Source organism: Actinotignum vesiculae (genome assembly GCF_051267215.1).
Classification (GTDB): Bacteria; Actinomycetota; Actinomycetes; order Actinomycetales; family Actinomycetaceae; genus Actinotignum; species Actinotignum schaalii.
Genome location: NZ_JBOZGG010000015.1, coordinates 20,539 through 45,491, shown reverse-complemented (window position 1 = coordinate 45,491; position 24,953 = coordinate 20,539). Strand labels below are relative to the sequence as shown.

The window sequence follows — 24,953 nt, the reverse complement described above, 5'->3', positions numbered from 1 at the left end:
ACCCCGTTAGCCTACCACCATGGCCCGGTTCTTTACAAACCAGGAAGCCTGTGGACTAGAACATAATCACGAGGATTTGGTGTCGCTTTGAGGCGTTTCCGGCTCTCGGCGACGGATAACAAGCTTACAAGCCCGGCCCGCTAGACGCAAATCAAACCAAAGAGACACCCACCACACACCCGAGAGAACCGGGCTGAGTCTCCTAGGCCACCGCCACACTCTCGCGAACCGCCTGCGCCACCGCGGCGGCAGCCCGCTCGTCGAAGGCGGAAACGATGATGTAATCCGGATTGGCATCCTCCCCTACTAGATCAGCAAGGGCCTTAGCCGCGGCCAGCAGCATCGTGTCACTGACCTCGGTGGCATGAGCGTCAAGCAAACCACGGAAGATCCCGGGGAAAGCCAGCACGTTATTGATCTGATTCGGGTAGTCCGAACGGCCAGTTGCCACCACCGCGGCGTGCTCGCGCGCGATTTCGGGAGCGATTTCCGGGGTGGGATTGGCCAGGGCGAAAACGATGGCATCTTTGGCCATGGTGTCCAGAGCTGCGCCGTCGAGAATATTAGGGCCGGAAACGCCAATGAACACATCCGCACCCTGCAAGGCCGCACGCACATCGCCGTCGATCTGCCGGGGATTGGTACGGCCCGCAACCCAGGCGTGACCGGGGTTGATTTCGCTGCGGAAGGGACCGAGCGTGCCGGCGCGGTCCACGGCAATGATGTCCCGTACCCCGTATTCCAGTAGTAAGCGAATAATCGCGGTGCCGGCAGCGCCGATTCCGCATACCACCACGCGTGCGTCTGCTGGTTTTTTCCCAACCACGCGCAGCGCGGTGATGAGGGCGGCCAGCACCACAACGGCGGTACCGTGCTGGTCGTCGTGGAATACCGGGATATCAAGTTCCGCGCGCAGGCGTTTCTCGATTTCGAAGCAGCGCGGGGCGGAGATATCTTCCAGATTGATACCGGCATACGCGGGGGCGATGGCGCGCACCGCCGCGATGATTTCCTCGGTACCGGTGGTGGCCAGGGGCACCGGCCAGGCATCCACGCCGGCGAAACGCTTGAAGAGCGCGGCCTTCCCCTCCATAACGGGGAGGGAGGCCAGCGGCCCGATATCGCCCAGGCCGAGCACCGCGGTGCCGTCTGTCACCACGGCCACGGTATTGGATTTCACCGTGTAGCGGCGGGCCAGTTCCGGCTGGGCGTGAATCGCTTCGCAGACTTTCGCCACCCCGGGCGTATACACCCGGGCCAGGTCCTCGCGGTTCTCGATGGCGGCCGTCGCGTGGGTTTCTAATTTGCCGCCTTCATGGGCCGCAAAAATCTCGCTTTGGGAGGGAGGTGGCGCGAACTGCTGGGCTTCACCCGAAGGCGATGCCACGTCAGATTGTTGCTCTGTCCCTGCTTGTGTTCGCGCCACCTGCGCCTCCTTCACGAGATATGCCCGGTTTCGTCCGGTGCACTGCCGCGGCTCTATCGGGCCGGCCCATTGACCGCCACGCCTTTATCGAGCCGCTTGACCCCCGCCGCTTTATTCTGCCGCGGCGCGCTCCATAATGAGGGCGCGCACGGCACCGGCGTCGGCCTTACCGTGGGTCGCCTTCATGACGGCACCGATAATGGCGCCGGCGGCCTGCACCTTTCCGCCGCGAATTTTTTCGACGACGTCAGGGTTGGCAGCCAGGGCTTCGTCCACGGCCTTCTCCAGGGCCCCGCTATCGGAAACGATCTCCAGATTGCGCGCGGCAACAACCTCCTCCGGGCTGCCTTCCCCGGCTAGGACTCCCGCCAGCGCCTGGCGGCCCAACTTGTCATTGAGGCGCCCGCTCTGGACCAGGCCGTCCAGCTCGGCAACCGCCTCCGGGGTAATGGGGGCGTCCTCGAGTTCGACGTCGTTATCCTTGGCGTAGCGGGCGATATCGCCCATCCACCATTTGCGGGCTCCGGCGGGCGTTGCCCCGGCCCGAACGGTGGCATCCACCAGATCCACGGCGCCGGCGTTGATAAGATCGCGCAATTCCTCCGGGGAAAGCTCCCATTCCTCGGTGATACGGGCGCGCTTCGCGGCCGGCAGTTCGGGCAGCCCCGCGCGCACCTCCTCCACGTACGCGGGAGTGCAGATCACCGGAACCAGATCCGGTTCGGGGAAGTAGCGGTAGTCATCCGCGTCGGACTTCACGCGCCCGGCAATGGTGCCCTGGATTTCTTCCTTGTAATGGCGTGTTTCCTGGAGAATCGTGCCGCCGGCGGCCAGGATGGCGGCCTGGCGGGAAATCTCGTAGCGAATGGTGTTTTCAATGCCGCGGAAAGAATTGACATTCTTCGTTTCGGTGCGGGTGCCGAAAGGAGCATCCGGGCTTTCCCGCAGGGACACATTGACGTCCGCGCGGATATTGCCGCGCTCCATGCGCCCCTCGGAAATGCCGAGCGCCCGCACCAGTTCGCGGATCCCGCGCACGTACGCACCGGCGATCTCCGGGGCGTTCTTCCCCACCCCGGTAGCCGGATCGGAAACGATCTCAATAAGCGGCACCCCGGAACGGTTGTAATCCACCAGCGAATAGCGCGCCCCCTGGAGGCGCCCATCGGCCCCACCCACGTGGGTGTTCTTCCCGGCGTCTTCTTCTAGATGCGCGTGTTCAATGGGGAAACGGTAGGGAGTGCCGTCGGCCAGCTCGATATCCAGGTAGCCGCCCAGGATAATCGGCTGAGCGTTCTGGGTGATCTGGTAGGCCTTGGGCAGATCCGGGTAGAAGTAGTTCTTGCGTTCGAAACGCGAGAGCTCGTTAATACGGGAATGGAGGGCCAGGCCCAGCTTCACCGCGTATTCCACCGCTGCCTCATTGACCACCGGGAGCGAACCGGGAAGCCCGAGAGAAACCGGCTGCACATCGGTATTGGGTTCCGCACCGAAAGCCACGGGTGCGGCGTCGAAAATCTTGGTGTGTGTGGACAGCTCCACGTGCACTTCCAAACCGATTACCGGGTCGAAACGCGCGACGGCGTCCTCGTAATTCATGAGTTCATCCATGCTTTATTCCTCCCAATCCCGCGCGGGGCAGGCAGCGGGGACGTTGTGGCCGAGCGCGGCGTTGATGGCCGCGGCCACCCGGTACATGAGGGCGTCCGCCCGGGCCGGGCTGAGAATTTGCAAGCCCACCGGCAGCCCTTCCGAGAGCCCGGCCGGCAGCGAAATACCCGGGATTCCGGCCAGGTTGGCGGGAATGGTGGCGATGTCGTTGAGGTACATGGCCAGCGGGTCGTTCGTTTTCGAGCCGAAGGGGAAGGCCACCGTGGGCGAGGTGGGCGATACGATCACGTGGCACCGGGAGAACGCCTGCTCCAGATCACGCTGAACCAGGGTGCGGACCCGCAGCGCCGCGCCGTAGAAGGCATCGAAGTTCCCGGCGGAGAGCACGTGGGTGCCCAGGATAATGCGGCGCTTGACTTCCTCACCGAAACCGGCCGCGCGGGTAGCGCGCATCACGGTTTCCGCGGTGACAGGCCCTTCTTCGGGTTCCACCCGCAGGCCGTAGCGCATCCCGTCGAAACGGGCCAGGTTGGAGGAAACTTCGGCGGGCATAATGAGGTAGTAGGCGGCCAGCGAATAGTGGAAACTGGGGCAGGAAAGCTCCACCGTTTCCGCGCCGAGTTCGCGCATGCGCGCCACCGCGTTTTCGAAAGCCTCGAGCACGCCGGGCGCGTAGCCCTCCCCGTGCATTTCTTCCACGAGCCCCACCTTGAGGCCCGCGAGCGGGCGCTCCGGATCGCTTCCGGCACCGTCCCAGCTGCCGGCTTCGCCGTGGCAGGCCGCCACCAGGCCGGAAGGAGTATCGGGAAGCGAAGTGGAATCGTGGGGATCGTGCCCGCTGAGCAGCTCCTGGAGCAGCGCGGCATCTTCCACGGTACGGGCAACCGGCCCGATCTGGTCCAGCGAGGACGCCATAGCGATCAAACCGAAACGGGACACCGCCCCGTAGGTGGGTTTCGTTCCCACCGTTCCGGTGACCGCGGCGGGCTGGCGGATCGACCCGCCGGTATCGGAACCGAGGGCGAGCGGCACCATAAACGCGCCGACGGCCGCGGCGCTACCGCCGCCCGAACCGCCCGGAATCCGGTCCAGATCCCAGGGGTTGCGCGAGGGCCCAAAAGCGGAATGCTCCGTGGAGGACCCCATCGCGAATTCGTCCATATTGGTTTTGCCCACGATAGGGAGCCGGGCTTCTTTAATTTTTACGACGACGCTCGCATCGTACGGCGGGCGCCACCCTTCCAAGATTTTCGACGCCGCCGTGGTGGGGATCCCGCGGGTGCAAATATTGTCCTTCACCGCGATAGGAATACCGGCCAGCGGGTGGAGTTCCTGGCCTTCCGCGCGGGCGGCATCCACCCCGCGGGCCACTTCCAGGGCACCCTCCCGATCTACGTACAGGAAAGCGTTCACCTTGGGGTTGAGCGCCTCGATGCGATCCAGGCAGGCGGTGGTGAGTTCCACGGAGGTGATCTCCCCCGCGCGCAGCAGCGCGGAAAGCTCCGCGGCGGACTTGAGCAACAAGCTATTCATTTATTCCTCCCCCATAATGCGCGGGACGAGGAATTTACCTTCTTCGGCGGCCGGGGCCGCGGCGAGGACTTCCTCACGATCAAGGGTTTCCCCCGGAATATCGGGGCGTTTAACATTGGCCAGCGGGAGCGGATTGTAAGTAAAGGGAATATCCGGGTTAACAACTTCGGATACCGCCTTCACTGCATCCTCGATGACGGAAAGCTCACCGGCCATTTTTTCGGCCTCGGCATCCGTCAGGGCGATGCGGGATAGGTCCGCTAAGCGCGCTACCTCTTCCTTAGAAAATGACGACATGGCTCAAGTCTACGCGGTTGCACCGCGCGATGGCGCACGCGCGGATTAGTGAGAACCGGGGAGCGTCTACAATTGGCGCTATGACTGAGTGGACTTCGCGCCGGGTGCTGCGCACGGCGGGTATGCTCGCGGCCGCGGCGCCTTTGGCCGCCGCGGGCGCCGTCGTCGTTGTAGATGAAATGCGCAAACGCCGCACCCCACCGGTCAGTTCTTATCCGCATCTGCCCCCGCAAGAGGTGCAGCTCGGGCGCGACCACGCGATCTTGTATACGGGCGCCGCGGATGTGTACCGCGCGATGCTCGCCGATATTAATAATGCGCGGGATCATATTTATTTCGAGTGGTTTATTGTCAAAGCGGACCATGTGGGGCACCGTTTCCGCGACGCGCTTATCGCGGCCGCGCACCGCGGGGTGCAGGTGCATGTGCTGCTGGACACCTGGGGGAATCTCAATCAGCCGCCCTCGTTCCGGCATCCGCCGCGGATCGCGAATCTGCACTGGATGAATTTCCCGCTGGTGCGCACCGGTATTTTGACCGGGCGTTCGCGCGATAAAGGGCGCGATCACCGCAAAATTTTGACGGTGGACGGGCGCGTCGGCTACGTGGGTGGCTACAATATTGGCGGCCTGTACGTGACGGAATGGCGCGATACCCACCTGCGCGTGGAAGGCCCCTCGGTGTGGGAGCTGGACGTGGCTTTTGTGGATATGTGGAACGCCTACCGCAAGCGCGATCATCCCACCCTGCGCCGCGCCCTCACCCACCATTGGGATTCGCGCATGCGGGCGGTTACGAATTCCCCGGCGCATAATACTTATCCTATTTCTTCGCTGTATTTGGATGCGCTGGCGCGCTCCTCGCAGCGGGCCTGGATCACCATGGGGTATTTCATTCCGGATGCGCCCATGCTCGACGCGCTGACCGACGCGGCCGAACGTGGCGTGGACGTGCGGATTCTTATCCCGCAGTACTCCAATCACATTTATACGGATTGGGTGGGGCGGCCGCATTACGAACGGCTGCTGCGCGCCGGGGTGCGGATTTTCCTCTACCAGGACGCCATGATTCACGCGAAAACCATGACGATGGATTCCACCTGGTCCACCGTGGGGACCGCGAATATTGACCGGCTGTCCCTGCGGGGGAATTTCGAAATTAATATGTCGATTCACGATGCCGGTTTCGCGGCCGTTATGGAGAAGATTTTCGAATTCGACCTGCGGAATACCCGCGAGCTCACCCTGGGAGAATGGGATCAGCGCGGCACGCTCGCGCGGGTGACCGAAAAGGTCATGGCTCCGCTGGCGCCGCTGCTATAGCCGCGCTGGTGTAGTGGCACGGGGCGCGCACGGCCGCAACGGGTACGACGCCGCAGCGCCGTCCCGCCGCGTCGCTACTGTGCGGCCTTCGGTTTTTGCGTTGTTTAGTTCTATGCGGGCAGCTGGCCGGTGCGCAGCAGCTCGGTGAATTCGGCCTCGCTCAGGCGCGGGATACCGAGTTCTTCGGCCTTGGCGGCTTTCGACCCGGCGTTCTCCCCCACCACCACCGCGGTGGTTTTCTTAGAGACCGAGCCGGCCGCTTTCCCGCCGTGCGTGAGGATCGCTTCCTTGACCGAATCGCGGGTGTAGCCCTCCAGGGAACCGGTGGCCACAATGGTCATGCCCGCCAGCGTTTGGGGAACCTGCTCCGCGGCCGCGGTATCATCGGCGAAAACTACCCCGGCGGCTTCCCACCGCTCAATAATGTCCAGATGCCAGGGCACCTCGAACCATTCCTTAAAGGAGCGGGCGATAATCTCCCCCACGCCATCTACCGCGGAGAGTTCCTCCACGGAAGCGGCGCGCAGCTGCTCCAGATCCGGGAAAGCCGCCGCGAGCGCGCGGGCCGCGGTGGGGCCGACGTGCCGGATGGAGAGTGCTACAAGTTTGCGCCAGAGTTCTTTGCCGCGAGCCTTTTCCAGCTCGGTGAGCATGGTGAGAAGGGCTTTACCGGGTTCGCTTTCTTTGGTGATGACGCGCTGACCGGCGCTGCTTCCCCACGTGGGTTTGGTCCAGGCGGCGCGCACGTAGCGGTAGTCGCCGGTGGGTTGGCCGGCGTTGCGTATTTCTTTCCATACCCAGGTGGTGGCTACGTCCGCGGCTTGTACCGCGAAAAGTCCGGCTTCGCTGTGGAGCACCGGTTCTTGGGGTTCGGGAACGCCCAGGCTGCGGGCCACCGCGGGCGGGATAATCACCTCGGAGTCGAGGATGGCGCCGTCGCCATCCACAATACCCAGGTCGCGTGCCGTTTCACGCGCGAGACGCAGGGTTTTTTTGCGCCCGTCCGCACCTTCGATTTCCAGGCGGTGGCCGCTAGCGAGCGCGATGAGTGCTTCGCGGCGCCGGGCATCCGGGTTGGTGAGCCAGAGGGCAGTTTCTTCGCCGAGGGCTTCCACGTCTAGCGCCCCGCGTGAGCCGATATGGACCACGCGTTCGGCCAGTTGGGCGGGGCAGGATTGCGCATTGGGGCAGCGCATATCCACATCGCCTTCCTGGGCGGGGGCGAGGGTGGCCCCGCAGGAGGGGCAGGCGCGCGGCATGACCCATTCGCGTTCGGTGCCGTCGCGCTCGAGGAGGACCGGGCCGACCACTTCGGGGATAACATCCCCGGCTTTGCGCACGATCACGACGTCGCCGATGCGCACGCCTTTGCGGGCTACCTCTTCGCGGTTGTGGAGGGTGGCTTGGGTGACGACCGAGCCGTCTACGAGCACGGGTTCCATAATGGCGTAGGGGGTGGCGCGCCCGGTGCGGCCCACATTGACCTGGATATCCAGGAGGGTGGTTTCCACTTCTTCGGGCGGGTATTTATAGGCGATGGCCCAGCGCGGGACGCGGGAGGTGTAGCCGAGCCCGGCCTGCGCCGCGCGGTTATTGACTTTGAGGACGGCGCCGTCAATCCCGTGGATGAGATCGTAGCGGTGGGTGGCCAGGTCTGCCACGAAGGCCTCGATATCCTCCCAGTTTGAAACGAGTTTGGTGTAGGGGGAAATGGGCAGGCCCCAGCGTGCGAATGCTTCGTATACGCCGGCCTGGGTGGAGAGTGCTTCGGCCAGGGAGGCCGGTACGCCCGCGAGCGCCCCGATGCCGTGGGCAATAAAGGAGAGCGGGCGGGAGGCGGTGACGGCCGGGTCTTTTTGGCGCAGTGAGCCGGCCGCGGCATTGCGCGGGTTGGCGAATTCGCGGCAGGAGCGGATGATGCGGTTGGCTTCGCGCACCGCTGCGGTATCCCCGGCCTGTTCCGCGGCCACGCGCTCGCGTTCGGCTGCTTCGCGACGCTCGCGCTGCTCGGTATTGAACTGGGCGAAATCGGCGAGGGGGAAGAAGACTTCCCCGCGTACTTCCATGACCTCCGGAATATCGCTGCCGCGCAGGCGCTGCGGAATGGCGGCGATGGTGGCGATATTGCGGGTGACATCTTCCCCGGTCACGCCGTCCCCGCGGGTGGCGGCCACGGTGAGCGCGCCGTTGTCGTAGCGCAGGTTGATCGCGAGGCCGTCGATTTTTGCTTCCGCGGTGACGGCGGCGCCGGATTCCCCAGCTACTCCCGGGAGCGCGGCGTACCAGGCGCGCAGATCCTCGAGGGAAAAGACATCCTGGAGGGAGTAGAGGCGTTCGCGGTGCCGTACCGGCGCGAAGGGCTGGGCTTCTGGAACTTCTAGCTCAAGTATCTTGGGAACCAAAACCTTACCAAGTACCTCAGGTTCTGGTAGGGGTGCCGTGGCATAAACATCTGCTGCTCCGGTATCCAGCACCGGTGCCCCGACGGCGCGGCTGGGGGAATCCGGTGCCGCGAGCTCCGGGTAGCGTGCTTCCAGATCGCGCAGCTCGTGAATGAGGCGGTCGTAGTGGTCATCCGTCATGAGCGGATCGGCCCCGGAATGGTAGGCGATCTGCGCGCGGGTTAGCGTGGGGGCAATCTCATTCCAACGGCGGCGGGCCTCGTCAATGCTCATGCCCCTATTGTCCCTCACCGCCGGGTCACCTCAAACCCCCAGCGCGCGGCGGGCCACCCCATAGTCGTTTAAGCCTGGAATAACAAGTGAGTAGCCCGGAAAGGACGGGCGTTGAAATATCACACCGGTGGGCTCTTTACCGCGGCTGCGCTCTTTGCAAAGATATATGGGTCTCACATACGGCTATATCCCGCAGAGGCGGGAATGCCCCGCGCTGGCGGGGAAAAGGAGGATTCATGGATTGGCGTTCGCGTGCCGCGTGCCTGACGGAAGACCCGGAGCTTTTCTTCCCGATTGGTAGTTCGGCCTCGGCCCTGGCCCAAACGGATCGGGCCAAGCGGGTATGCCAGGAATGTACCGTCCGTGACGACTGCTTGAATTACGCCCTTGAACACAACCAGGATTCAGGCGTATGGGGTGGCACCTCCGAAGATGAACGCCGCCGGCTGCGCCGCCGCACCGCCCGCGCCCGCCGAGTGCGCGAACTTGCTTCCTAAGGCGAACCGGCCCAAACCCTACCAGCCCACGTGCTTTGCGCGTGGGCTGCGTCGTCGTACTTAGCGCTCTGCGTCCTCGTACTTAATTTTTACGCGCGCCGGGAACGGAAACTATTTTTCATCCGTGGGCGGCAACCCAGCCGTCACATTAATCGTGAGCGTGACGGTGGTACCCCCGCCTTCCCGCGCCTCCCATTTAATGGTGCCGTGCAATTCGCCTTCCACCATGGTGCGCACAATCCGGGTGCCCAGGCCCTGCTTGACGCCGGTGGTGGGCACGCCTACGCCGTCGTCGCTCACCTGCACCGTGAGGACGTCCCCTTCGCGGTCCGCGCTCACCACAATATGCCCGCCGTGCGGCAGGCCGTGCTCCACCGCGTTGGAGACCAGTTCGTTGAGGACAACGGCCAGGCGGGTGGCGGTATTGGCGTCCACCATCCCGAATTCGCCGCGCACCTCAGAAGAAACACGCACATCCGTGGAGGCAATATCGGTGGCCATGGTGATCAGCGGGGTGAGAACCTCGGAAAAGTCCACGATTTCGTCCACGGTTTGGGAGAGGATTTGGTGGACGAGGGCGATGGTTTCCACGCGGCGCTGCGCTTCGGAGAGCACCTCGATCACCTTTTTATCGTCGGCGCGGCGCGCCTGCATCCGTAGCAATGCCGATACGGTCTGCAAATTATTTTTGACGCGGTGGTTGATTTCGCGGATCGTGGTGTCTTTGCTGACCAGTTCCAATTCGCGCCGGCGCAGCTCGCTAATATCACGCGAAAGCACCACCGCGCCCACGTGCTTGCCGTCCTTCCACAGCGGCACCGCGCGCAGGGAGAGCACCGCCCCGCGCAATTCGAGCTCCGTCATCCACGGGGCGCGCCCGAGCAGCACCACCGGCAGCGCATCATCCAGGCGGGTTTCCGCGTCAATACTCGAGGTAATTTGCTCGGCGAGCAGCTGGCCTTCGAAAGTGGAACGAATCCCGAGGCGGTGCAGATTAGACACCGCATTCGGGCTATTGAAAATCACCGCGCCGTCGGCATCGATATGGGTGAAGCCATCCGTGACGCGCGGGGCACCGTGGCGGAAACCGCTCGGGGTGCCTTCCAGGGGGAAAAGCCCCTGGGTGACCATATCGAGGAGCTGCTCTTCAATTTCCTCGTAGGAAGAATGCCGCAGCACCGTTTCTTTGCGCGAACGCTGGGAATACACCAGGGCGAGAACCGCGAAGGGATCCTCACCGGCCCGGCGCACCGGGTAGCCTTCGTAACGCAGACCGTGAATATAAACGGTGCCGCGCTGCCCGGTGGCAATAATCTCCCGGAATTTCTCCGAATCGGCCGGATCGAAGGTCATATTGACCACGTCATTATCGAGCGCGGTGGCATTGGTGGCCGGGCGGCAGGCCGCCGCAATAATGAAGCGTTCATCCTGGAGCGGGGTAACCAGCACGAGGTCCGCGAAGGAAAAATCGGAGAGTAACTGCCAGTCCCCCACCAGCTGATGCAACCATTCGCGTTGCGAAGCGGAGAGCGTTTGGGACCGTTCCAAGATATGACCGAGAGATGGCATACCCCTAAGAGTAGTCGCTCGCGCGAGTACACTAGTAGTTCCGCGTTAGTTATATTCACGGCAGTGCGAGGGCCGGGCTGCGCCGGCGGTGGAGGCCGGGTGGGGCGGCGCCGCGCTGCGCCGTCGTTCTATCCACGAAGGGAAGCCCGCATGGCCGCACGCCACCACGCTTCGCCCGGCGCCCGGGCCCGCACGCGCAGCGCCGCTAACCGCACCAACGCACGTACCCGCGCCACCTCGCACCATACCGCGCTGGCGCGCAGTCTCACCTCCCCGCAAATCGCGATGATTGCGCTATCCGGGGCGCTGGGCACGGGGCTGTTCCTCGGGGCGGGTGCCACGATTTCGCTGGCCGGGCCGGCCACGATTATTTCTTACGCGCTGGCCGGGCTGCTGGCGCTGTCGGTGGTGTGGGCGCTGGCGGAAATGGTCAGCGCGCATCCCGTTCCCGGCGGGCACGGCACCATCGCGGGGGCTTATCTGGGGAACCTGGGGGCTTTTGTGACGCGCTGGAATCTGGCGGTCACCTATATTGTGGCGGTGGGCGCGGAGGTGACGGCCGGCGCGAAATACCTCCAGCACTGGCTGCCCCAGCTCAATAGCGCGGTGGGTACGGTGGCCTGCTCCCTTTTTATTGTGGGGCTGAATATGGCCACGGTGCGGCTGTACGGCACCGCGGAATACTGGTTCTCCATGATTAAAGTGGCGGCCATTTCGGTTTTTATTCTGCTGGGTCTCATTATTATTTTTGTGGGGCTGCCCGCGAGCGAGCCGGTGGGGCTGGTCAATCTCACCGAGCACGGCGGTTTTATGCCGCTGGGCGCCGGCTCGGTTTTCATTGCCGCGTGCATGGCGGTTTTTTCTTTCGGCGGGATTGAAACGGTCTCGGTCACGGCCGCGGAATCGGGAAATCCCCGTTACGATATTCCGCGCGCCGCGCACACCATGATTTGGCGGCTGCTGCTCTTCTACGTGGGGGCGATTGCGGTGGTGGTGGCGATGCAGCCGTGGACGGTCACCGCCGAGCCGCTCCACGATACTTCCCAATCGCCTTTCGTGCACGCGCTGGACGCCGCCGCGATTCCCGCCGCCGGGCATATTATGAACGCGGTGCTGCTGGTGGCGGCGCTGAGCGCGGCGAACGGGTGCCTGTACACCTCCTCGCGTATGATTCACGCGCTGGCGACCGACCGTATGGCCCCCGCTTTTGCCGCGCGCACCACCCCGAAGGGCACCCCGCGCGGTGCGGTGACTTTGGCGATGGTGGGAATGGTGGTCGCCTGTATTTTGGCGCTCACCTCCCCGCAGGCCGGCTTCTCGTATTTGTACGGCTGCGCTACGGTCGGGACCCTGCTCACCTGGGCTTTAGTGATGGCCACTCATATTGCTTTTCGACGACGCCGCAAGCAGCTGGGACTCGAGCTCCCACCGGCTCGCCTCTGGGGCGCCCCGGTGACGAATCTGGCCGTCATGGCCGGCTGCCTGGCTATTTTTGTGGCGCTCTTCTGGCTCATGCCGGTAGCCTGGTATGCCGGGCTGCCCTATCTGGGTATCCTTCTTCTTATCTATGTTTTTCTGGATCGGGTGCGCGGGCTGCCCGCGCCGCGCGATCTGGCCGGTGAGGAAGCGGCGCGGGGTGCCGCAGCCTCGCATGGCGACGAAGCTGCGCGTGGTACCGAGGCCACGCAAGGCACCGCAGCTGCACGAGGCATCGAAGCTGCGCGTGGTACCGAGGCTGCGCGTAATGCCGCGACCGGGAGCCAAGGAGCTACAACTAATGGAGTCAGCGAAAACTAAACGCTGGATGTGGGCCGGGGCGAGCTCTATTGCTGCCGGCCTCCTCCTTCTTCTCACCATCATTCTCCAGCGCGGCTGGTGGGTGCCGTGGGCACTGCTGCTGGTGATTGGCGGTGTTGAAATTGCGTACGGGTTGCTGACTCGGAAAGAGACTGTGAGGTAACAACCATGGACTTCCTTCCCGAAGTTACGCAACGCTCATATGAGCAAGCCCGCCGAAATCGCCAGTTCATTGACACGCTAAGCAACATGCGTGAAAGCAAGGGCATCTCTCAAGAACTTGTTGCCCGGCGCCTTGGTACCACAGCGGAGCGAATCGATGAATTGGAAGGCCGGGGTATCAACCCCACTTTGCAAGAGTTGCATTCCTACGCGGTAGCTATCGGCGTCGCCATCGAATACAACGTGCGAGACCTCGACGCTGAGTAACCATTCCGCGCGCCACGCCCCCGCCTCTCCGGCTCTGCGCTGAAAAACCCGGCCGAGCTTCCCTCGTGCCGCACCCATGCGGGAAAATACAGCCATGCAGTTTTCCCATAGCTACGAGATCAGCGCCCCCGCGAGCGCCGTCGCCACCGTCCTCATGTCCGAAGAACTCGCCAACCGCCGCCTCGCCGCGCTCCACACGCAACCGTCTTCCTTCACGCCCGGCGCCGAGCGTGCGGTCATGACGGTGCAGGTCAGCGCCGACCAGCTTCCCACGCAGGCGCGGCGTTTCCTTTCTTCCGGTTTAGCGGCCAGTATCGTGTTCACCCGCAGTGGGAACGACGTCGCAGCGCAGCTGGAAGCCAAACTTCCCGTCCACGCCAGCGCCGATTTCCAGGTTTCCGGCCCCGGGCCGGCCACCGTCACGGTCACCGGTGAGGTGCGGGTCTCCATTCCTTTCGTCGGCAAGAAAATTGAAGAGAAGGTGGCCCAGTACGCCGCGAAAGTGGTGGAGCGCGACGCCGCGCTTATCCGCGAGATCATCGCGCAGGGCTAGGATGCTCGCTCGGCATGCTGTCCTTCCCGGGGAGGCCTTGCCGAAGCGGCTTAGCCGGGTAGCTTTTTCGGAGCCAGTTTTTCTGTCGTAATAGCCACGTAGGATGGGTTCATGATTAATCGCCAATATGAAGATCTGCTTGCCGATATCCTCGCCAATGGGACTCGCAAGGGGGACCGCACCGGCACGGGTACCCTCTCTGTCTTCGGGCGCCAGCTGCGCTACCACCTGGCTGATGGTTTCCCGCGTATCACCACCAAGTTCGTGGCCATGAAGCCTATCAAGGGGGAACTGCTGTGGTTCTTGCGCGGCTCTACCAATATTGAGTGGTTGCAGCGTAATGGCATCACCATTTGGGATGAATGGGCTGATGAACATGGTGAGCTCGGCCCGGTCTACGGCTACCAGTGGCGTAGCTGGCCCGCGCCGGATGGCCGGCATATCGATCAGATCTCCCAGCTCCTGGAAACCCTGCGCAGCAACCCGGATTCGCGGCGCATGATCGTTTCCGCGTGGAATGTGGCTGATCTGGATAAGATGGCGCTCCAGCCCTGCCATGCGTTCTTCCAGTTCTATGTAGCCGATGGCAAGCTGTCCTGCCAGCTCTACCAGCGCAGTGCGGATATGTTCCTCGGGGTGCCTTTCAATATTGCCTCGTATTCTCTCCTCACCCATATGATTGCCCAGCAGGTCGGCCTGGATGTCGGTGATTTTGTGTGGACGGGCGGGGATTGCCATATCTACCTCAACCATCTTGATCAGGTGCGCGAACAGATTTCGCGTGAACCCTACCCCTTCCCCACCCTGGAGCTGCGCAAAGCCGATTCCCTCTTCTCCTATGAGATGGATGATATTTCGGCCACCCAGGGCTACCAGCACCACCCCAAGCTCACCGGCGCGGTCTCGGTCTAGGAGGAAGCCATGCTCATTGCACAAATCTGGGCGGAAGCCCGTGATCACGCCCTCGCGAAAGGCTTGCGGCTGCCCTGGAATGTTCCGGAAGATTCGGCCTTTTTCCGGGCGGCGGTGCGCGGGCGGCCCGTTATTATGGGGCGGAAAACCTGGATTTCTGCGGGGCGGCGGCCCATGCCACACTCCCCCACCATCGTGGTGAGCACCCAGGAGGATTTCGAGGTTCCCGGTGCGCAGCTGGCCGCGAATCTTGAGGAGGCGTTCACGTTGGCCCGCGCTACCGGGGCGGATGCCGCCTGGGTATGCGGAGGCGCCGGAGTCTATGCCGAAACCCGGGACTGCTCCCAGGTACTTATCCGCACCGTTATCGATGCCGATGTAGATGCCGATATTTTCGCGCCCGCAATCACCCCGGAATGGGAGCTGCGGCTCTGCTCACCGGGAGCCGCTCATGACTGCTGGCACACCTCGCGTACCGGGCTGCGCTACCGGTACGAAGTCTGGGCTCGCCCCGGTGTTGCTATCCCGGAGGATCTACTTCCTGCTACCTCGGATGCGGCCTGGCAGGTGGCCTAAATGCCGCGTGTGGGTGCTGTGCGCCGCGGGCTAGGCAGCGCGCGCACCGCGCGGGCCGGGCGGTCTCGCTCCGGCCGGGTTCAGGCCGGCACTTCGCTCGCCTTTCGCGCACGCACCGCGCGGGCCGCTGCCGGCCTTGCCGCCGTGGCGCTCAGCTGCGCGGCCTGCACTCCCACCGGTAAAGCGGGCGGGCCGCCATCTCCCACTCCGCGGCCCATCACCACCATCGTGCAGCTCGGTGATTCCTTTTCCTCCGGCAACGGGGCCGGCACCTACGAAGAAGATACCTGCCGGCGCTCCCCCGATAACTACTCCGCCCCGCTCGCGCGCGAACTCGGCGCCAGCTACACCGACGCCTCGTGCTCCGGGGCACGAACATCCGATATCGCCGAACAAGTTAGTGCCGTCACCCCGGCCACCTCGGTCGTTTTCCTCACCGCCGGCGGCAACGACGCCAACTTCACCCAGATCATCAGCTCCTGCTTCGTGCTCCGCACCCCGAACAGCTGCGAAGAAGCCATGAACACAGCCACCGCAGCCCTCCCGGCTATCGAAGAAGCCACCCTCGGTATCCTGCGCTCCATTGATACCGCCTCCCACGGCCAAGCCACCGCTATCCTGGTGGGCTATCCGCGGCTCTTCGCGGAACACTCCTACCTCATCCCACCGGTCGTGGAAAGCTATGATGCCGGGGCTGCCCTCACCCAACTCCAGGACGCCGCGGATGCCATGCAAGAACGCGTCATCGTCCAGATGCGGAAAGAAACCGGATCTGACCGTTTCCTCTTCGCCTCCACCCGGGCATTATTCGCCGGGCACGAACCGCGTGCCCACACCTTCCGCGGCAGTGACGACAGTGACGATAGTGAAGAAACCTGGCTCGTCTCCCCCTTCACCTCCACGGATATTCGGGCCTGGATGCATCCCACCGCGCGCGGGTACCGCGAAATACACGCCTACCTGCGCGAGCTCCTCGCCCAAGCCGGCTTCGCCGTCCCCGAAACCACACCGGTCACGCCCTAACGGCGCGCCGGCTCAACCTGTCGTGCCGCGCACCTAGCTCGCTTCCGGTTCGGTCATAGCCGCCGGATTCACCCACGTGTCAAAATCAGCCGCGCTGACCTGCCCCGAAGCAAGCGCGACCTCCCGCAGCGACGCCCCGCTGGCCTGAGCGGCGCGCGCCAACGTGGCTGCGGCGTCGTACCCAATATGAGGAGCGAGTGCGGTGACCAGCATGAGATTGCGGTCCAGGTGCGCGGCGATGACGTCCTCGCGCGGGGTGATGCCGGCCGCGCAGAAACGTTCGAAGGTGCGCAGGGCGTCGCCGAGGAGGCGCAGTGCCTCCAGCACCGAAAACACCATGACCGGTTTGTAGACGTTGAGCTGGAAATTGCCCTGCGAGCCGGCGAAAGCCACCGCGGCGTCATACCCGAAAACCGCGACGCAAACCTGGGTGAGGGCCTCCGCCTGGGTCGGATTCACCTTGCCCGGCATGATCGAGGAGCCCGGCTCGTTATCGGGGATCACGATTTCGCCGATGCCGGCGCGCGGGCCGGAGGCATACCAGCGAATATCGTTCGCGATCTTCATGGCGGCGGCGGCCAGAGTGCGCAGGCTCGCCGAAAACGCCACGAGGTCATCGTGGGCAGCCAGCGCCGCGGGAAGATCATCCGCGGGGCGGAACGGCAAACCGGTCGCCTCCTCAAGCAGCTCGCAGACCCGCGCCGCGAAACGCGGATGCGAATTCAGGCCGGTGCCCACCGCGGTCCCGCCCAGCGCCACCCGGTACAGGCCCGCCGCGGCTGCCCGCACCCCCGCGAGCGCGCCCTCCAATTGCGCCGCCCACGAACCCACCACCTGATCCCAGCGGATCGGGGTGGCGTCCTGCAGATGGGTGCGCCCCACCATCACCACATCCGGGAACTGGCTCGCGCGAGCGCGGAACGTGGCCGCCAGAGCCTCCACCGCCGGGATGAGGTGGCGGTGCGTTTCCCGAGCCACCGCCACATACATCGCGGTGGGGAAGGCATCATTTGAGGACTGGCCCTTATTGACGTGGTCATTGGGGTGCACCGGGCTTTTCCCGCCGCGCTGGCCGGTGGCGATCTCATTCGCGCGGGCGGCAATCACCTCATTGACGTTCATATTCGTTTGGGTGCCCGAACCGGTCTGGAACACCTTGAGCGGGAATTCCGCGTCGAGCACACCTTCAGCTACCTCGCTGGCTGCCGCGGTGATAAGGGAGGCGAGCTGCGGATCGAGCACCCCGAGTTCGGCATTCGCGCGGGCGGCAGCGCCTTTGAGTAGCCCAAAGGCGTGGATGAGGGGGCCGCCCCAGGTGTAGCGTTCTCCGCCGATGGGGAAATGCTGGAGCGAGCGGGCGGTCTGCGCGCCCCAATAGTGCGCGGCGGGCACCTCGATCGGGCCCATCGAATCCGTTTCCGTGCGGGTGAGCTGAGCTGCGGCGGCGGGCTGCGTTGCGGCGGCGGTGCCGGCCGCGCCGGTAAGCTGATCCTTTGTCATGATTCCAAGGGTAGCGCCTGCTACGTGCGCGCTGCCTCCGCCTACTTGCCCGCGCCGCCGCGCACGCCACCCACGCTCGCCCTGCGCCCCCTCGCCCACGCCACTGAAGTGGCATCGCTCACGCTCGCGGTATTTGGCCTGGAAAGCCGGCCGCGGGCGGGCCGCGAAGATCTGCGCGCGCTATGTTTATTAGGTAAAGTCAAGCGCGGACGAAGGAGGGTCATGGCTACGGAGCGACGGCGCGGTTCTCGGGCACTTGATACTCCCGCGCGCGGCAAACGCGCCTCGGCGCCCGCCACCTCTGCCACCACGGAAAAAGCAGCGCTCCGGGAAGAACGCGACCGGCTGCACGCCGAGTGCGAGAAGCTGCGCACGGAAAATTCCCAGCTGAATGCCGAAAATTCCCAGCTGCGCCGCGAGCATGAGGGTGCCCGCGCGGAGGCGGCCACTCTCCAGACCCGCGTAGCCGAGCTGGAGGGCCTGGTGGCGGATTTGCGTCGTCGTGAAAAAGAATTGGAGGCGGGCGTGGTCTATGCCTCGGGCGTGGAGCAGAGTGCCGTGACCGCGCAGGCCCGCAGCGAGGACGCGATGCGGCGCGCGGCCCGCCTGGTTGCGCGCGTGCGCGGTTTAGAGCAGCAGGTGGAAGAAGAACGACGGCGCTACGCGGCCCTCGAGGCGGCGGGGCGGGCTCGGGAGGCGCGCCTGACTGTGGATTCGGCGCGCACGTCGGCCGCGCATGAGGAACGTTATACCAGCCAGATCAGCACCCTTGAGGTGCAGCTGCGCGAGGTGCGGGCGCAGTTGGCCGCCACCCGCACCCAGCTGGAGACCAGCGAGGATGAGCTGGCCGAGGCGCAGGAGGAGCTGAGCGAGGCGCAATCCCACGCGCAAACCCAGCGCTACCTGAGCCTCGGGATGGGCGGACTCGCGGCAGCGCTGGGTATTGCTCTGCTCATTATTCTTTTATAAGAATCACGCTATAAGAATTACGCACCTAGCGGTGCCGTGCGAAGGGGCTACGCCTCCTCGCTCGTGACCTTTCCCCACCCATCAGCAGGGAAAAGCTGGCGGCGGAAAGCGAAGAAAGCCAGCACCCCCGCCAGGCACGTAGCACCCACGATAATGAAGAGCAGCGTGAGGCTGTGCGCGGAATCGGCCAGATACTGGGCCTCGGCCACACCTTCCGGGCGGGCAGCCGCCGGCATCATTGAGCCCAAAATCGCGATACCAATCGAGGGCGAAATATTCATGGCCAGGTCATTCATTCCCACCGCGCGCCCCGATTCGGACACATCCACGGTTCCCATCACGGTATTCACCACCGGGGCGTAGGCCAGGCCCAAGCCGCCGAAGAGGAACACCGCCGAAACGATAATGCCCCACAGGCCCTTATCCACCGTGAACGCGGCGAGGAAAGCACCGATAGCGGCGGATCCGCCCGCCAGTACAATGCCCATTCCACTACCGATTTTCGCCACGATCGCGCCACTCATCACGCCCATGACGGTCGCAACAACGTAACCGGCGAGCAGCACGAAGCCCATCTCCAGGGCCGTCTTGCCGTGGAAAATACCACCGGCGAGGTTGAAGAGCGGTGTCATGGCGTAATTACCGAAGTAGAAGAGCAGCACCAGGGAAACCGCCATGAGGTAGCGGCGATTCTGGAAGAACTCCGGGGTGACGAAGGGGTTCTTGGCCTTGGAAATGTAGATGATGAAGAGGGCCAGGAGCACCGCGAAGGCGCCCAGGTAAAGCCAGTTCATCGAGTTGAAGTACATGACCAGGGCCGTGACCGTAACGCCGGCCAGCAGGAACCCGGGAACGTCGATCCGCTGGGCCTGTCCGGAAACGTCCGGGAGGCCCCGCCACAGGGTGGGGATGAAGATCACCGAAATGAGCGGGATCGCGAAGAGCCACACCCAGGACATGGTGATGAGCCATCCGGCCGCCAGTACCCCGATGGCCGTGGAGAACTGGTAGGCCGCGGTGAAGACACCGAAATACAGCACCTTCTTTACCCCGGGAACATACTTGGTGGTGACCACCAGGTAGACCGAGCCGGATACCTGGGTGCCCGCGGTTTGAATCGCGCGAGCAATAATAACCACCCAGATGGAGGATCGGGATGCCACCAGGCCCAGTACCGAGCCGATCACGATGAGCACAATGCCCACCATCATCATTTTGCGCAGGGAAACGAAATCACCGAGCGAACCGTAAATCACGCACACGATACCCAGCACGATGCCGGGAATTGAGGTGATGAGCGGGGCATATTCGACCGCATTGAGCTGCGCGCCGATGTCTTGGAAAACCAGGTTGAAGCCCTGGATCGTGAGAATTGAGGTAATGAAAATAATGATGAGTTGCGGCAGCGTGCGCACGGCAGCCGCGGTATCAACCTGAGATCGATCACGCGCGTTCACGGTCAGATGCCTTTCAACAGCGAGGTGATGCGGGACATGAACTCGGAGAGGAAACGCTCCACGTCCACCGCGATGGCCACATCCGCGGTCTTGACCGGATCGTTGAGCCGCTCCTCATCGCAGATCGTGCGCCCGCGCACCGGTTCGTGCAGATCAACCTTGATATTGCAGGGGAAGAGCGTGACCAGCGAAGGATCAATCGCCACGGCCACCGCCAGCGGATCGTGCAAGCCGCAACCACCCAGATGTGGGGCGGTGGTTTCATACGCCTTGATATAGAAATCGGTAATATCAGCCAGGGCTGTTGCCGCCGGAGTTCCCAAATCTCGCCACTGCTGGGTGTGTTCGTAGGTGAGGAGTGTTTGCAAGGTGACATCCAGGCCGATCATCGTGACGTGAGCACCCGAGCGGAAGAGCAGATCAGCAGCCTCCGGGTCCTGGGAAATATTCGCTTCCATCACGTCATTGCAATTCCCGGGAACCGTGAGCGCCCCGCCCATAATGACGATGCGGGCATTATCTTTGAACGTGGGGTCCAGTTCAATAGCACGAGCCAGGTTGGTCATGGGCCCGGTGGCAACAATAACGACGTCGCTACCGTATTCACGCACCGCTTCCACCATAAATTCGGGTGCCGGCGTGGTTTCCGCTACCCGATTCGAAGCTGGAATGTCAATCTCCCCGATACCGTTCTTGCCGTGAATGAATTCGGAAATCTCGAGGACCTCAAAACCGTCCTTTTCGCGAGCGTGCGGGATGCCCGGATAGACCGGCACCTCCGGATGCCCAAAAAGATCGAGGAGATCAAGATCGTTTTTCACCCCGGTCTCCAGGAGGACATTCCCATAGGTGCCGGTGATGCCAATTAATTCGACTTCCGGTGAGCCGAGAGCGTAGGTGATTGCCAGGCAATCATCAACACCGGTGTCCAGGTCCAGAATCATTTTCATTGTGGTTCCTCCTTAGATTCGGTCAAGGCCTTCGTGCTGACCGTCATCACCACCCGGCACCCTTGCCGGATAGCATGAGTATACGAAACAAAAGCCGGTTATGGGCTCTTTAATGAAAGGGATAATGATGGTGTTTTCTGCCGCGCTGACCTTCGGCGGCGAATTCACCTCTCTCCCGCCCCGCTCCGGTCCGCGCGCACTCCCGGTTCCGCCCGGTGCGGTGCTGGTGCAATCGGGGCGCCAGGCTCTCGGCCTCATCGCCCAGGCCCTCGCCGCCCGCGGCATCCGCAGCTTAGTCGCGCCTGGATTCCTGTGTGCCACCGCTATTGAGCCTTTCCAACTGGAAGGCATCCGGGTCCATTGGGTTCAGGTCGGCCCAGATCTCCTGCCCGCCCCGGCCCGCCTCGCCGAACTCCTCACTGAGCCGCAGCGCTGTGCGGTGCTCGTCTCCACCACCTTCGGAGCCTGGCCCGCTCCCGAGTTACGCGTCATGCTCGAGGGGTGGGAGCGCCGCGGTGGCGCCGTCGTCGCCGATCTCACGCACGCGCCCTTCAGTGCCGCAACCATACACAAGGTTCCGACGCGTTATGCGGTGGCGTCTTTGCGGAAGTGGTTTCCGATTCCCGACGGCGCCTGGGCGCTCGGCGCCGCGCTTCCCGCCGCGGCTGCGGAAAATGCGTTGGCGCGCGAGGCGACGCGGTGCGGGCTGCTGCAATTGCGCGGGGAAGAGCACGACGGCGCAGCTGAGGCCGCTATCGATGCCGCTCTCATCCCGAGCCCGATGAGCGAGACGGCCCGGGATATTCTTGGCCACCTGGATGTCGGGGCGGCGCTGGAGCGGCGGCGGGCTAATGCCCGGGCTTTGCGCGCGGCCTTGGTCAGCGAGGGCGTACCGGCGGATGCGCTTTTCGGCGATGGCGAAGGAAGTGGCCGGGCTATGAACGGCGGGGCTATAAACGGCGCGGCCAACAGTAGCAATTCAAAGAGCAGCGCACCCTACGCCCTCGCCCTCCGTCTAGACGCGCTACCGTCAAGCTGGCCCGCCATGCGTAACCCGCTTAGCATTCCCGAACGCCTGGCCGCCCGCGGAGTGTACACCCCCGCTTTTTGGCCGCACCTCAGCCGCAGCGTGGACTGGCCGTATATCCTCGCCCTGCCCATCGACCAACGCTATTGCCCAGGCCAGATGCCCGAGCTCGCCCGGCGGGTAGCGCAGGTATTGCGGGCAGAATAAGCCCCAGCCCCGCACCTAGAGCCGGCGCACCGATTCGCGCATGCGTAGCGGCATATCCACCAAATGAATATCGCGGTCCCCCGCGCCTTCTTCACCCAGGAGCCGGGTGGCAGTTTGCCCGATCTCCCAGTAGGGAATTGCGATGGTAGTGAGGGCCGGGTGAACGTAGAGCGCGATTTCGTCGTCGTCGAACGAAGCAATCGAGAGATCATCGGGCAGATGCATGCCGCGCCCCAAACACTGTTGAATCGCACCCAAAGAAATACGGTCGTTGAGAGCAAGAATCGCGGTGCACTCCGGGCCGTTATCCAGCAGCTCACCCATCGCCTCGTAACCGAGATCCGGGTCCCACAGCGTACCCGGGAAAATCTTCACCGGCTTGAGGTCCGCTTCCTCAAAAGCATCCAGAATTCCGTCAAAACGATGACCGATAGTGGCGGAGATGCGCGGCTCGCGCAATTCGTCATCCATGCCGATAATCGCGATGTTGCGATGTCCCGCCTCGATAAGCACATTGGCCATGCGTCGCCCGGCCGCGTATTCGGCCGGGAGCACCGCCGGGAAACTTCCTTCCCGATCCGGCACCGCATTGCACACCACCACCGGCAGTCCACGCACGATCTCCGGAACGGTGATCATCTTCGCGCCCATTTCCGCGAAAATAAGCCCATCAACATTGCGATTGAGCATCTCGCGTACCGAGTTCTCCGCGCGGCTCGCGCTATCCCCCACTTCCGCGAGGAACACGATTTTCTCCGCTTGGTCAGCGGCATCGAGGATGCCGCGCAGCATGGCCGAGGCGTAGCGCGTGACGGTAACGTCCCGGCTGATCACCCCGTAAATCCCGGTGGTATTGGTCCGCAGAGAACGCGCGGCCGGGTTAGGGCGGTAATTGAGAGCAGCCGCTGCCTCAATCACCCGATCCCGTACTTCTTGGGAGAGACGCGCGGGGCGATCATTGAGTACCAAGCTCACCGCGGTGGGTGAAACACCCGCTCGTTGTGCCACCTGAGCGATCGTCGCTCGCTTCATTCAACCTCCTCGCGCCATTCTTCCCACCTGTGGGCCACAGCCTGAGCTAAGGGTATCCGATCACCAAGGTGACCAAGCTCACCTACGCTCCCGCATTGCGCATACTCACCGCCGGTCCTATAGTTTCTGGCAAGTGCTAAATGCATTTATCACGGTGCAAAGGTGCCGCGTGATGGTTCTTAGCACGTTCCCGCTTCCCGGGCGGGGCGCCAAACAAACCCAAGGAGGGGTGATGAGTAAAAGATTCCGGAAACTCACCGCACTAACATCCGCCGCTGCACTCGCTTTCACGCTGAGCGCCTGCAGTAAGGGCGGTACCTCGTCCCAAGGCAATGTTGCGGACGGGAAACAAGAAGTCACCATGTGGACTCATAATGCCGGCAACGAAGAGGAGCTCGCCGCTATCGAGCAAATCGTTGCCGATTACAACGCACAATCCGATAAGTACCAGGTCACCATGCAGGCTTTCCCGCAGGCTTCCTACAACCAATCCGTGGTGGCGGCCGCTTCTTCCAATAGCCTGCCGTGCATTATGGATATTGACGGCCCCAATGTTCCTAACTGGGCGTGGGCCGGCTACCTCGCCCCGCTCGACGGCATGGATGACACCCTCAATAAATTCCTCCCCACCACGGTGGGCCGCTACGATGACAAGATCTACTCCTACGGCTACTACGACGTGGCCCTCTCCATCATTACCCGCAAGTCCATCCTCGACGAATTCGGTATCCGCACCCCCACCGTGGACCAGCCCTGGACGCGTGATGAATTCACCGATGCACTCGCCAAGGTGAAGGCCTCCGGGAAATACGCGGTACCTTTCGATATCAACACCGCTGACCAGGGCGAATGGTATCCCTACGCCTACTCCCCCTACTTGCAAAGCTTCGGCGGGGATCTTATCGACCGCTCGAAGTTCGAAAGCGCGGAAGGCGCCCTCAACGGCCCGGAAGCCCTGGAATGGGCGAAGTGGATGCGTTCCCTGGTCACCGAGGGCTACACGCCGGCCAATGCGGGTTCGGATCCCACCCAGGACTTCATTAACGGAAAATCGGCTTTCTTGTGGATGGGTTCGTGGGCGGCACAGCCCACCGAAGAGGCTTTTGGCGACGACGTCGTCTTCCTCCCGCCGCCCGATTTTGGCAAGGGCCCGAAGATTGGCGGCGGCTCCTGGCAGTGGGGTATGTCGCCGTCGTGCCCGGCCCCCGAGGGAGCGCTGGATTACATGAAGTTCGCCGCTCAGGATAAGTACGTGGCTTCGGTTTCGGTAGCTACCCGTAATATCCCGGCAACCGATGCCGCCACCGCGGAAGTTCCGGCCTTCGCCGAGGGCGGGAAGTACTCCATCTTCCGGGAATTCTCCAAGAAGTACGCGGTGCTGCGCCCCGAAACTGCCGGCTACCCCTTCATCGCTACCGAATTCACCAAGGCAACCCAGGACATTCTCAACGGTGGGGATCCCAAGAAGATCCTCGACCAAACCGTGGCGAATATTGACGCCAACCAAAAAGCCAACGGCTTCTTCAAGTAACACCTGATGCGCGAGGCGCGTGAGCTGCCGGTGGTAGCTCACGCGCCCTGCCGAAAGGCC

The 24,953-nt window shown here is 63.4% G+C and carries 22 protein-coding genes; 12 read left to right on the top strand and 10 right to left on the bottom strand.

Features of this window, described 5'->3' with window-relative positions:
- Positions 1-202: 202 nt before the first annotated feature.
- The 4 genes from ACRQHG_RS08105 to gatC form a co-directional block, all read right to left on the bottom strand.
- Positions 203-1,387 (bottom strand): NAD(P)-dependent malic enzyme, encoded by a 1,185-nt coding sequence (locus tag ACRQHG_RS08105; RefSeq protein ID WP_435719921.1) that lies wholly within the window; start codon positions 1,385-1,387, stop codon positions 203-205.
- 150 nt (positions 1,388-1,537) lie between these two features.
- Positions 1,538-3,037 (bottom strand): Asp-tRNA(Asn)/Glu-tRNA(Gln) amidotransferase subunit GatB, encoded by a 1,500-nt coding sequence (gene gatB, locus ACRQHG_RS08100; RefSeq protein WP_435718466.1) that lies wholly within the window; start codon positions 3,035-3,037, stop codon positions 1,538-1,540.
- Positions 3,038-3,040: 3 nt separating this feature from the next.
- Entirely contained in the window at positions 3,041-4,570 is a 1,530-nt protein-coding gene (gene gatA / locus ACRQHG_RS08095) for an Asp-tRNA(Asn)/Glu-tRNA(Gln) amidotransferase subunit GatA (RefSeq protein WP_435718467.1), read from the bottom strand.
- Positions 4,571-4,867 (bottom strand): Asp-tRNA(Asn)/Glu-tRNA(Gln) amidotransferase subunit GatC, encoded by a 297-nt coding sequence (gatC, locus tag ACRQHG_RS08090; protein WP_435718469.1) that lies wholly within the window; start codon positions 4,865-4,867, stop codon positions 4,571-4,573.
- Positions 4,868-4,947: 80 nt separating this feature from the next.
- On the opposite strand from gatC, the gene ACRQHG_RS08085 reads away from it, so the two are divergent.
- Positions 4,948-6,189, top strand: a complete 1,242-nt coding sequence (locus tag ACRQHG_RS08085; RefSeq protein ID WP_435718470.1) for a phospholipase D-like domain-containing protein — start codon at positions 4,948-4,950, stop codon at positions 6,187-6,189.
- Between the two features lie 110 nt (positions 6,190-6,299).
- On the opposite strand, the gene ligA is transcribed toward ACRQHG_RS08085, so the two are convergent.
- Positions 6,300-8,864: an NAD-dependent DNA ligase LigA gene (gene ligA, locus ACRQHG_RS08080; protein WP_435718471.1), complete on the bottom strand. Its 2,565-nt coding sequence runs from the start codon at positions 8,862-8,864 to the stop codon at positions 6,300-6,302.
- A gap of 236 nt (positions 8,865-9,100) precedes the next feature.
- Between ligA and ACRQHG_RS08075 the strand changes: the two genes are divergently transcribed.
- On the top strand, positions 9,101-9,361 hold the full coding sequence (locus tag ACRQHG_RS08075; RefSeq protein ID WP_016441656.1) for a WhiB family transcriptional regulator: 261 nt from the start codon (positions 9,101-9,103) through the stop codon (positions 9,359-9,361).
- A 111-nt stretch (positions 9,362-9,472) separates the two neighbouring features.
- Here ACRQHG_RS08075 and ACRQHG_RS08070 read toward each other — a convergent pair whose 3' ends face one another.
- A complete protein-coding gene (locus ACRQHG_RS08070; RefSeq protein ID WP_301575445.1) occupies positions 9,473-10,930 on the bottom strand; it encodes a sensor histidine kinase in 1,458 nt (485 codons plus the stop codon).
- Between the two features lie 150 nt (positions 10,931-11,080).
- On the opposite strand from ACRQHG_RS08070, the gene ACRQHG_RS08065 reads away from it, so the two are divergent.
- From ACRQHG_RS08065 to ACRQHG_RS08035, 7 genes are all read left to right on the top strand, one after another.
- On the top strand, positions 11,081-12,727 hold the full coding sequence (locus ACRQHG_RS08065) for an amino acid permease (protein WP_435718472.1): 1,647 nt from the start codon (positions 11,081-11,083) through the stop codon (positions 12,725-12,727).
- Positions 12,708-12,890 (top strand): hypothetical protein, encoded by a 183-nt coding sequence (locus ACRQHG_RS08060; RefSeq protein ID WP_435718473.1) that lies wholly within the window; start codon positions 12,708-12,710, stop codon positions 12,888-12,890. The genes ACRQHG_RS08065 and ACRQHG_RS08060 overlap by 20 nt, the downstream gene beginning before the upstream one ends.
- Before the next feature lie 86 nt (positions 12,891-12,976).
- Positions 12,977-13,156, top strand: a complete 180-nt coding sequence (locus tag ACRQHG_RS08055; RefSeq protein WP_435718474.1) for a helix-turn-helix domain-containing protein — start codon at positions 12,977-12,979, stop codon at positions 13,154-13,156.
- Positions 13,157-13,250: 94 nt separating this feature from the next.
- A complete protein-coding gene (locus ACRQHG_RS08050; protein WP_435718475.1) occupies positions 13,251-13,709 on the top strand; it encodes a DUF2505 domain-containing protein in 459 nt (152 codons plus the stop codon).
- A 111-nt stretch (positions 13,710-13,820) separates the two neighbouring features.
- Complete coding sequence (locus tag ACRQHG_RS08045; protein ID WP_087069792.1) at positions 13,821-14,621, top strand: thymidylate synthase; 801 nt, start codon at positions 13,821-13,823, stop codon at positions 14,619-14,621.
- 9 nt (positions 14,622-14,630) lie between these two features.
- The gene (locus ACRQHG_RS08040) at positions 14,631-15,197 is read left to right on the top strand and encodes a dihydrofolate reductase (RefSeq protein ID WP_435718476.1); all 567 of its coding nucleotides are present in this window, start codon (positions 14,631-14,633) and stop codon (positions 15,195-15,197) included.
- Positions 15,198-16,220, top strand: a complete 1,023-nt coding sequence (locus tag ACRQHG_RS08035) for an SGNH/GDSL hydrolase family protein (protein WP_435718477.1) — start codon at positions 15,198-15,200, stop codon at positions 16,218-16,220. It abuts the gene before it with no gap.
- Between the two features lie 33 nt (positions 16,221-16,253).
- Here ACRQHG_RS08035 and ACRQHG_RS08030 read toward each other — a convergent pair whose 3' ends face one another.
- Positions 16,254-17,627 carry a class II fumarate hydratase gene (locus tag ACRQHG_RS08030; RefSeq protein WP_435718484.1) on the bottom strand — a complete coding sequence of 458 codons (1,374 nt, stop codon included), beginning with the start codon at positions 17,625-17,627 and terminating at the stop codon, positions 16,254-16,256.
- A 315-nt stretch (positions 17,628-17,942) separates the two neighbouring features.
- On the opposite strand from ACRQHG_RS08030, the gene ACRQHG_RS08025 reads away from it, so the two are divergent.
- Positions 17,943-18,689 carry a hypothetical protein gene (locus tag ACRQHG_RS08025; protein WP_435718478.1) on the top strand — a complete coding sequence of 249 codons (747 nt, stop codon included), beginning with the start codon at positions 17,943-17,945 and terminating at the stop codon, positions 18,687-18,689.
- A 47-nt stretch (positions 18,690-18,736) separates the two neighbouring features.
- Here ACRQHG_RS08025 and ACRQHG_RS08020 read toward each other — a convergent pair whose 3' ends face one another.
- The gene (locus ACRQHG_RS08020; RefSeq protein WP_435718480.1) at positions 18,737-20,146 is read right to left on the bottom strand and encodes an MFS transporter; all 1,410 of its coding nucleotides are present in this window, start codon (positions 20,144-20,146) and stop codon (positions 18,737-18,739) included.
- A 2-nt stretch (positions 20,147-20,148) separates the two neighbouring features.
- On the bottom strand, positions 20,149-21,090 hold the full coding sequence (locus ACRQHG_RS08015; RefSeq protein ID WP_435718485.1) for a nucleoside hydrolase: 942 nt from the start codon (positions 21,088-21,090) through the stop codon (positions 20,149-20,151).
- Positions 21,091-21,220: 130 nt separating this feature from the next.
- Between ACRQHG_RS08015 and ACRQHG_RS08010 the strand changes: the two genes are divergently transcribed.
- Positions 21,221-22,330: a hypothetical protein gene (locus tag ACRQHG_RS08010; protein ID WP_435719920.1), complete on the top strand. Its 1,110-nt coding sequence runs from the start codon at positions 21,221-21,223 to the stop codon at positions 22,328-22,330.
- Between the two features lie 15 nt (positions 22,331-22,345).
- Here ACRQHG_RS08010 and ACRQHG_RS08005 read toward each other — a convergent pair whose 3' ends face one another.
- Positions 22,346-23,362, bottom strand: a complete 1,017-nt coding sequence (locus ACRQHG_RS08005; RefSeq protein WP_435719919.1) for a LacI family DNA-binding transcriptional regulator — start codon at positions 23,360-23,362, stop codon at positions 22,346-22,348.
- A gap of 232 nt (positions 23,363-23,594) precedes the next feature.
- Between ACRQHG_RS08005 and ACRQHG_RS08000 the strand changes: the two genes are divergently transcribed.
- A complete protein-coding gene (locus ACRQHG_RS08000) occupies positions 23,595-24,893 on the top strand; it encodes an ABC transporter substrate-binding protein (protein ID WP_435719918.1) in 1,299 nt (432 codons plus the stop codon).
- Positions 24,894-24,953 lie beyond the last annotated feature (60 nt).

What these genes read in the sequence shown, in the direction of transcription:
- ACRQHG_RS08065 (WP_435718472.1), top strand. Translation starts at nt 11,081, where the DNA reads ATGGCCGCACGCCACCACGCTTCGCCCGGCGCCCGGGCCCGCACGCGC.
- ACRQHG_RS08045 (WP_087069792.1), top strand. Translation starts at nt 13,821, where the DNA reads ATGATTAATCGCCAATATGAAGATCTGCTTGCCGATATCCTCGCCAAT.
- gatA (WP_435718467.1), bottom strand. Translation starts at nt 4,570, where the DNA reads ATGAATAGCTTGTTGCTCAAGTCCGCCGCGGAGCTTTCCGCGCTGCTG.
- ACRQHG_RS08055 (WP_435718474.1), top strand. Translation starts at nt 12,977, where the DNA reads ATGCGTGAAAGCAAGGGCATCTCTCAAGAACTTGTTGCCCGGCGCCTT.
- ACRQHG_RS08035 (WP_435718477.1), top strand. Translation starts at nt 15,198, where the DNA reads ATGCCGCGTGTGGGTGCTGTGCGCCGCGGGCTAGGCAGCGCGCGCACC.
- ACRQHG_RS08025 (WP_435718478.1), top strand. Translation starts at nt 17,943, where the DNA reads ATGGCTACGGAGCGACGGCGCGGTTCTCGGGCACTTGATACTCCCGCG.
- ACRQHG_RS08015 (WP_435718485.1), bottom strand. Translation starts at nt 21,090, where the DNA reads ATGATTCTGGACCTGGACACCGGTGTTGATGATTGCCTGGCAATCACC.
- ACRQHG_RS08070 (WP_301575445.1), bottom strand. Translation starts at nt 10,930, where the DNA reads ATGCCATCTCTCGGTCATATCTTGGAACGGTCCCAAACGCTCTCCGCT.
- ACRQHG_RS08075 (WP_016441656.1), top strand. Translation starts at nt 9,101, where the DNA reads ATGGATTGGCGTTCGCGTGCCGCGTGCCTGACGGAAGACCCGGAGCTT.
- ACRQHG_RS08010 (WP_435719920.1), top strand. Translation starts at nt 21,221, where the DNA reads ATGATGGTGTTTTCTGCCGCGCTGACCTTCGGCGGCGAATTCACCTCT.
- ACRQHG_RS08085 (WP_435718470.1), top strand. Translation starts at nt 4,948, where the DNA reads ATGACTGAGTGGACTTCGCGCCGGGTGCTGCGCACGGCGGGTATGCTC.
- ACRQHG_RS08000 (WP_435719918.1), top strand. Translation starts at nt 23,595, where the DNA reads ATGAGTAAAAGATTCCGGAAACTCACCGCACTAACATCCGCCGCTGCA.
- ligA (WP_435718471.1), bottom strand. Translation starts at nt 8,864, where the DNA reads ATGAGCATTGACGAGGCCCGCCGCCGTTGGAATGAGATTGCCCCCACG.
- gatB (WP_435718466.1), bottom strand. Translation starts at nt 3,037, where the DNA reads ATGGATGAACTCATGAATTACGAGGACGCCGTCGCGCGTTTCGACCCG.
- ACRQHG_RS08040 (WP_435718476.1), top strand. Translation starts at nt 14,631, where the DNA reads ATGCTCATTGCACAAATCTGGGCGGAAGCCCGTGATCACGCCCTCGCG.
- ACRQHG_RS08030 (WP_435718484.1), bottom strand. Translation starts at nt 17,627, where the DNA reads ATGGGCCCGATCGAGGTGCCCGCCGCGCACTATTGGGGCGCGCAGACC.
- ACRQHG_RS08005 (WP_435719919.1), bottom strand. Translation starts at nt 23,362, where the DNA reads ATGAAGCGAGCGACGATCGCTCAGGTGGCACAACGAGCGGGTGTTTCA.
- ACRQHG_RS08050 (WP_435718475.1), top strand. Translation starts at nt 13,251, where the DNA reads ATGCAGTTTTCCCATAGCTACGAGATCAGCGCCCCCGCGAGCGCCGTC.
- gatC (WP_435718469.1), bottom strand. Translation starts at nt 4,867, where the DNA reads ATGTCGTCATTTTCTAAGGAAGAGGTAGCGCGCTTAGCGGACCTATCC.
- ACRQHG_RS08060 (WP_435718473.1), top strand. Translation starts at nt 12,708, where the DNA reads ATGGAGTCAGCGAAAACTAAACGCTGGATGTGGGCCGGGGCGAGCTCT.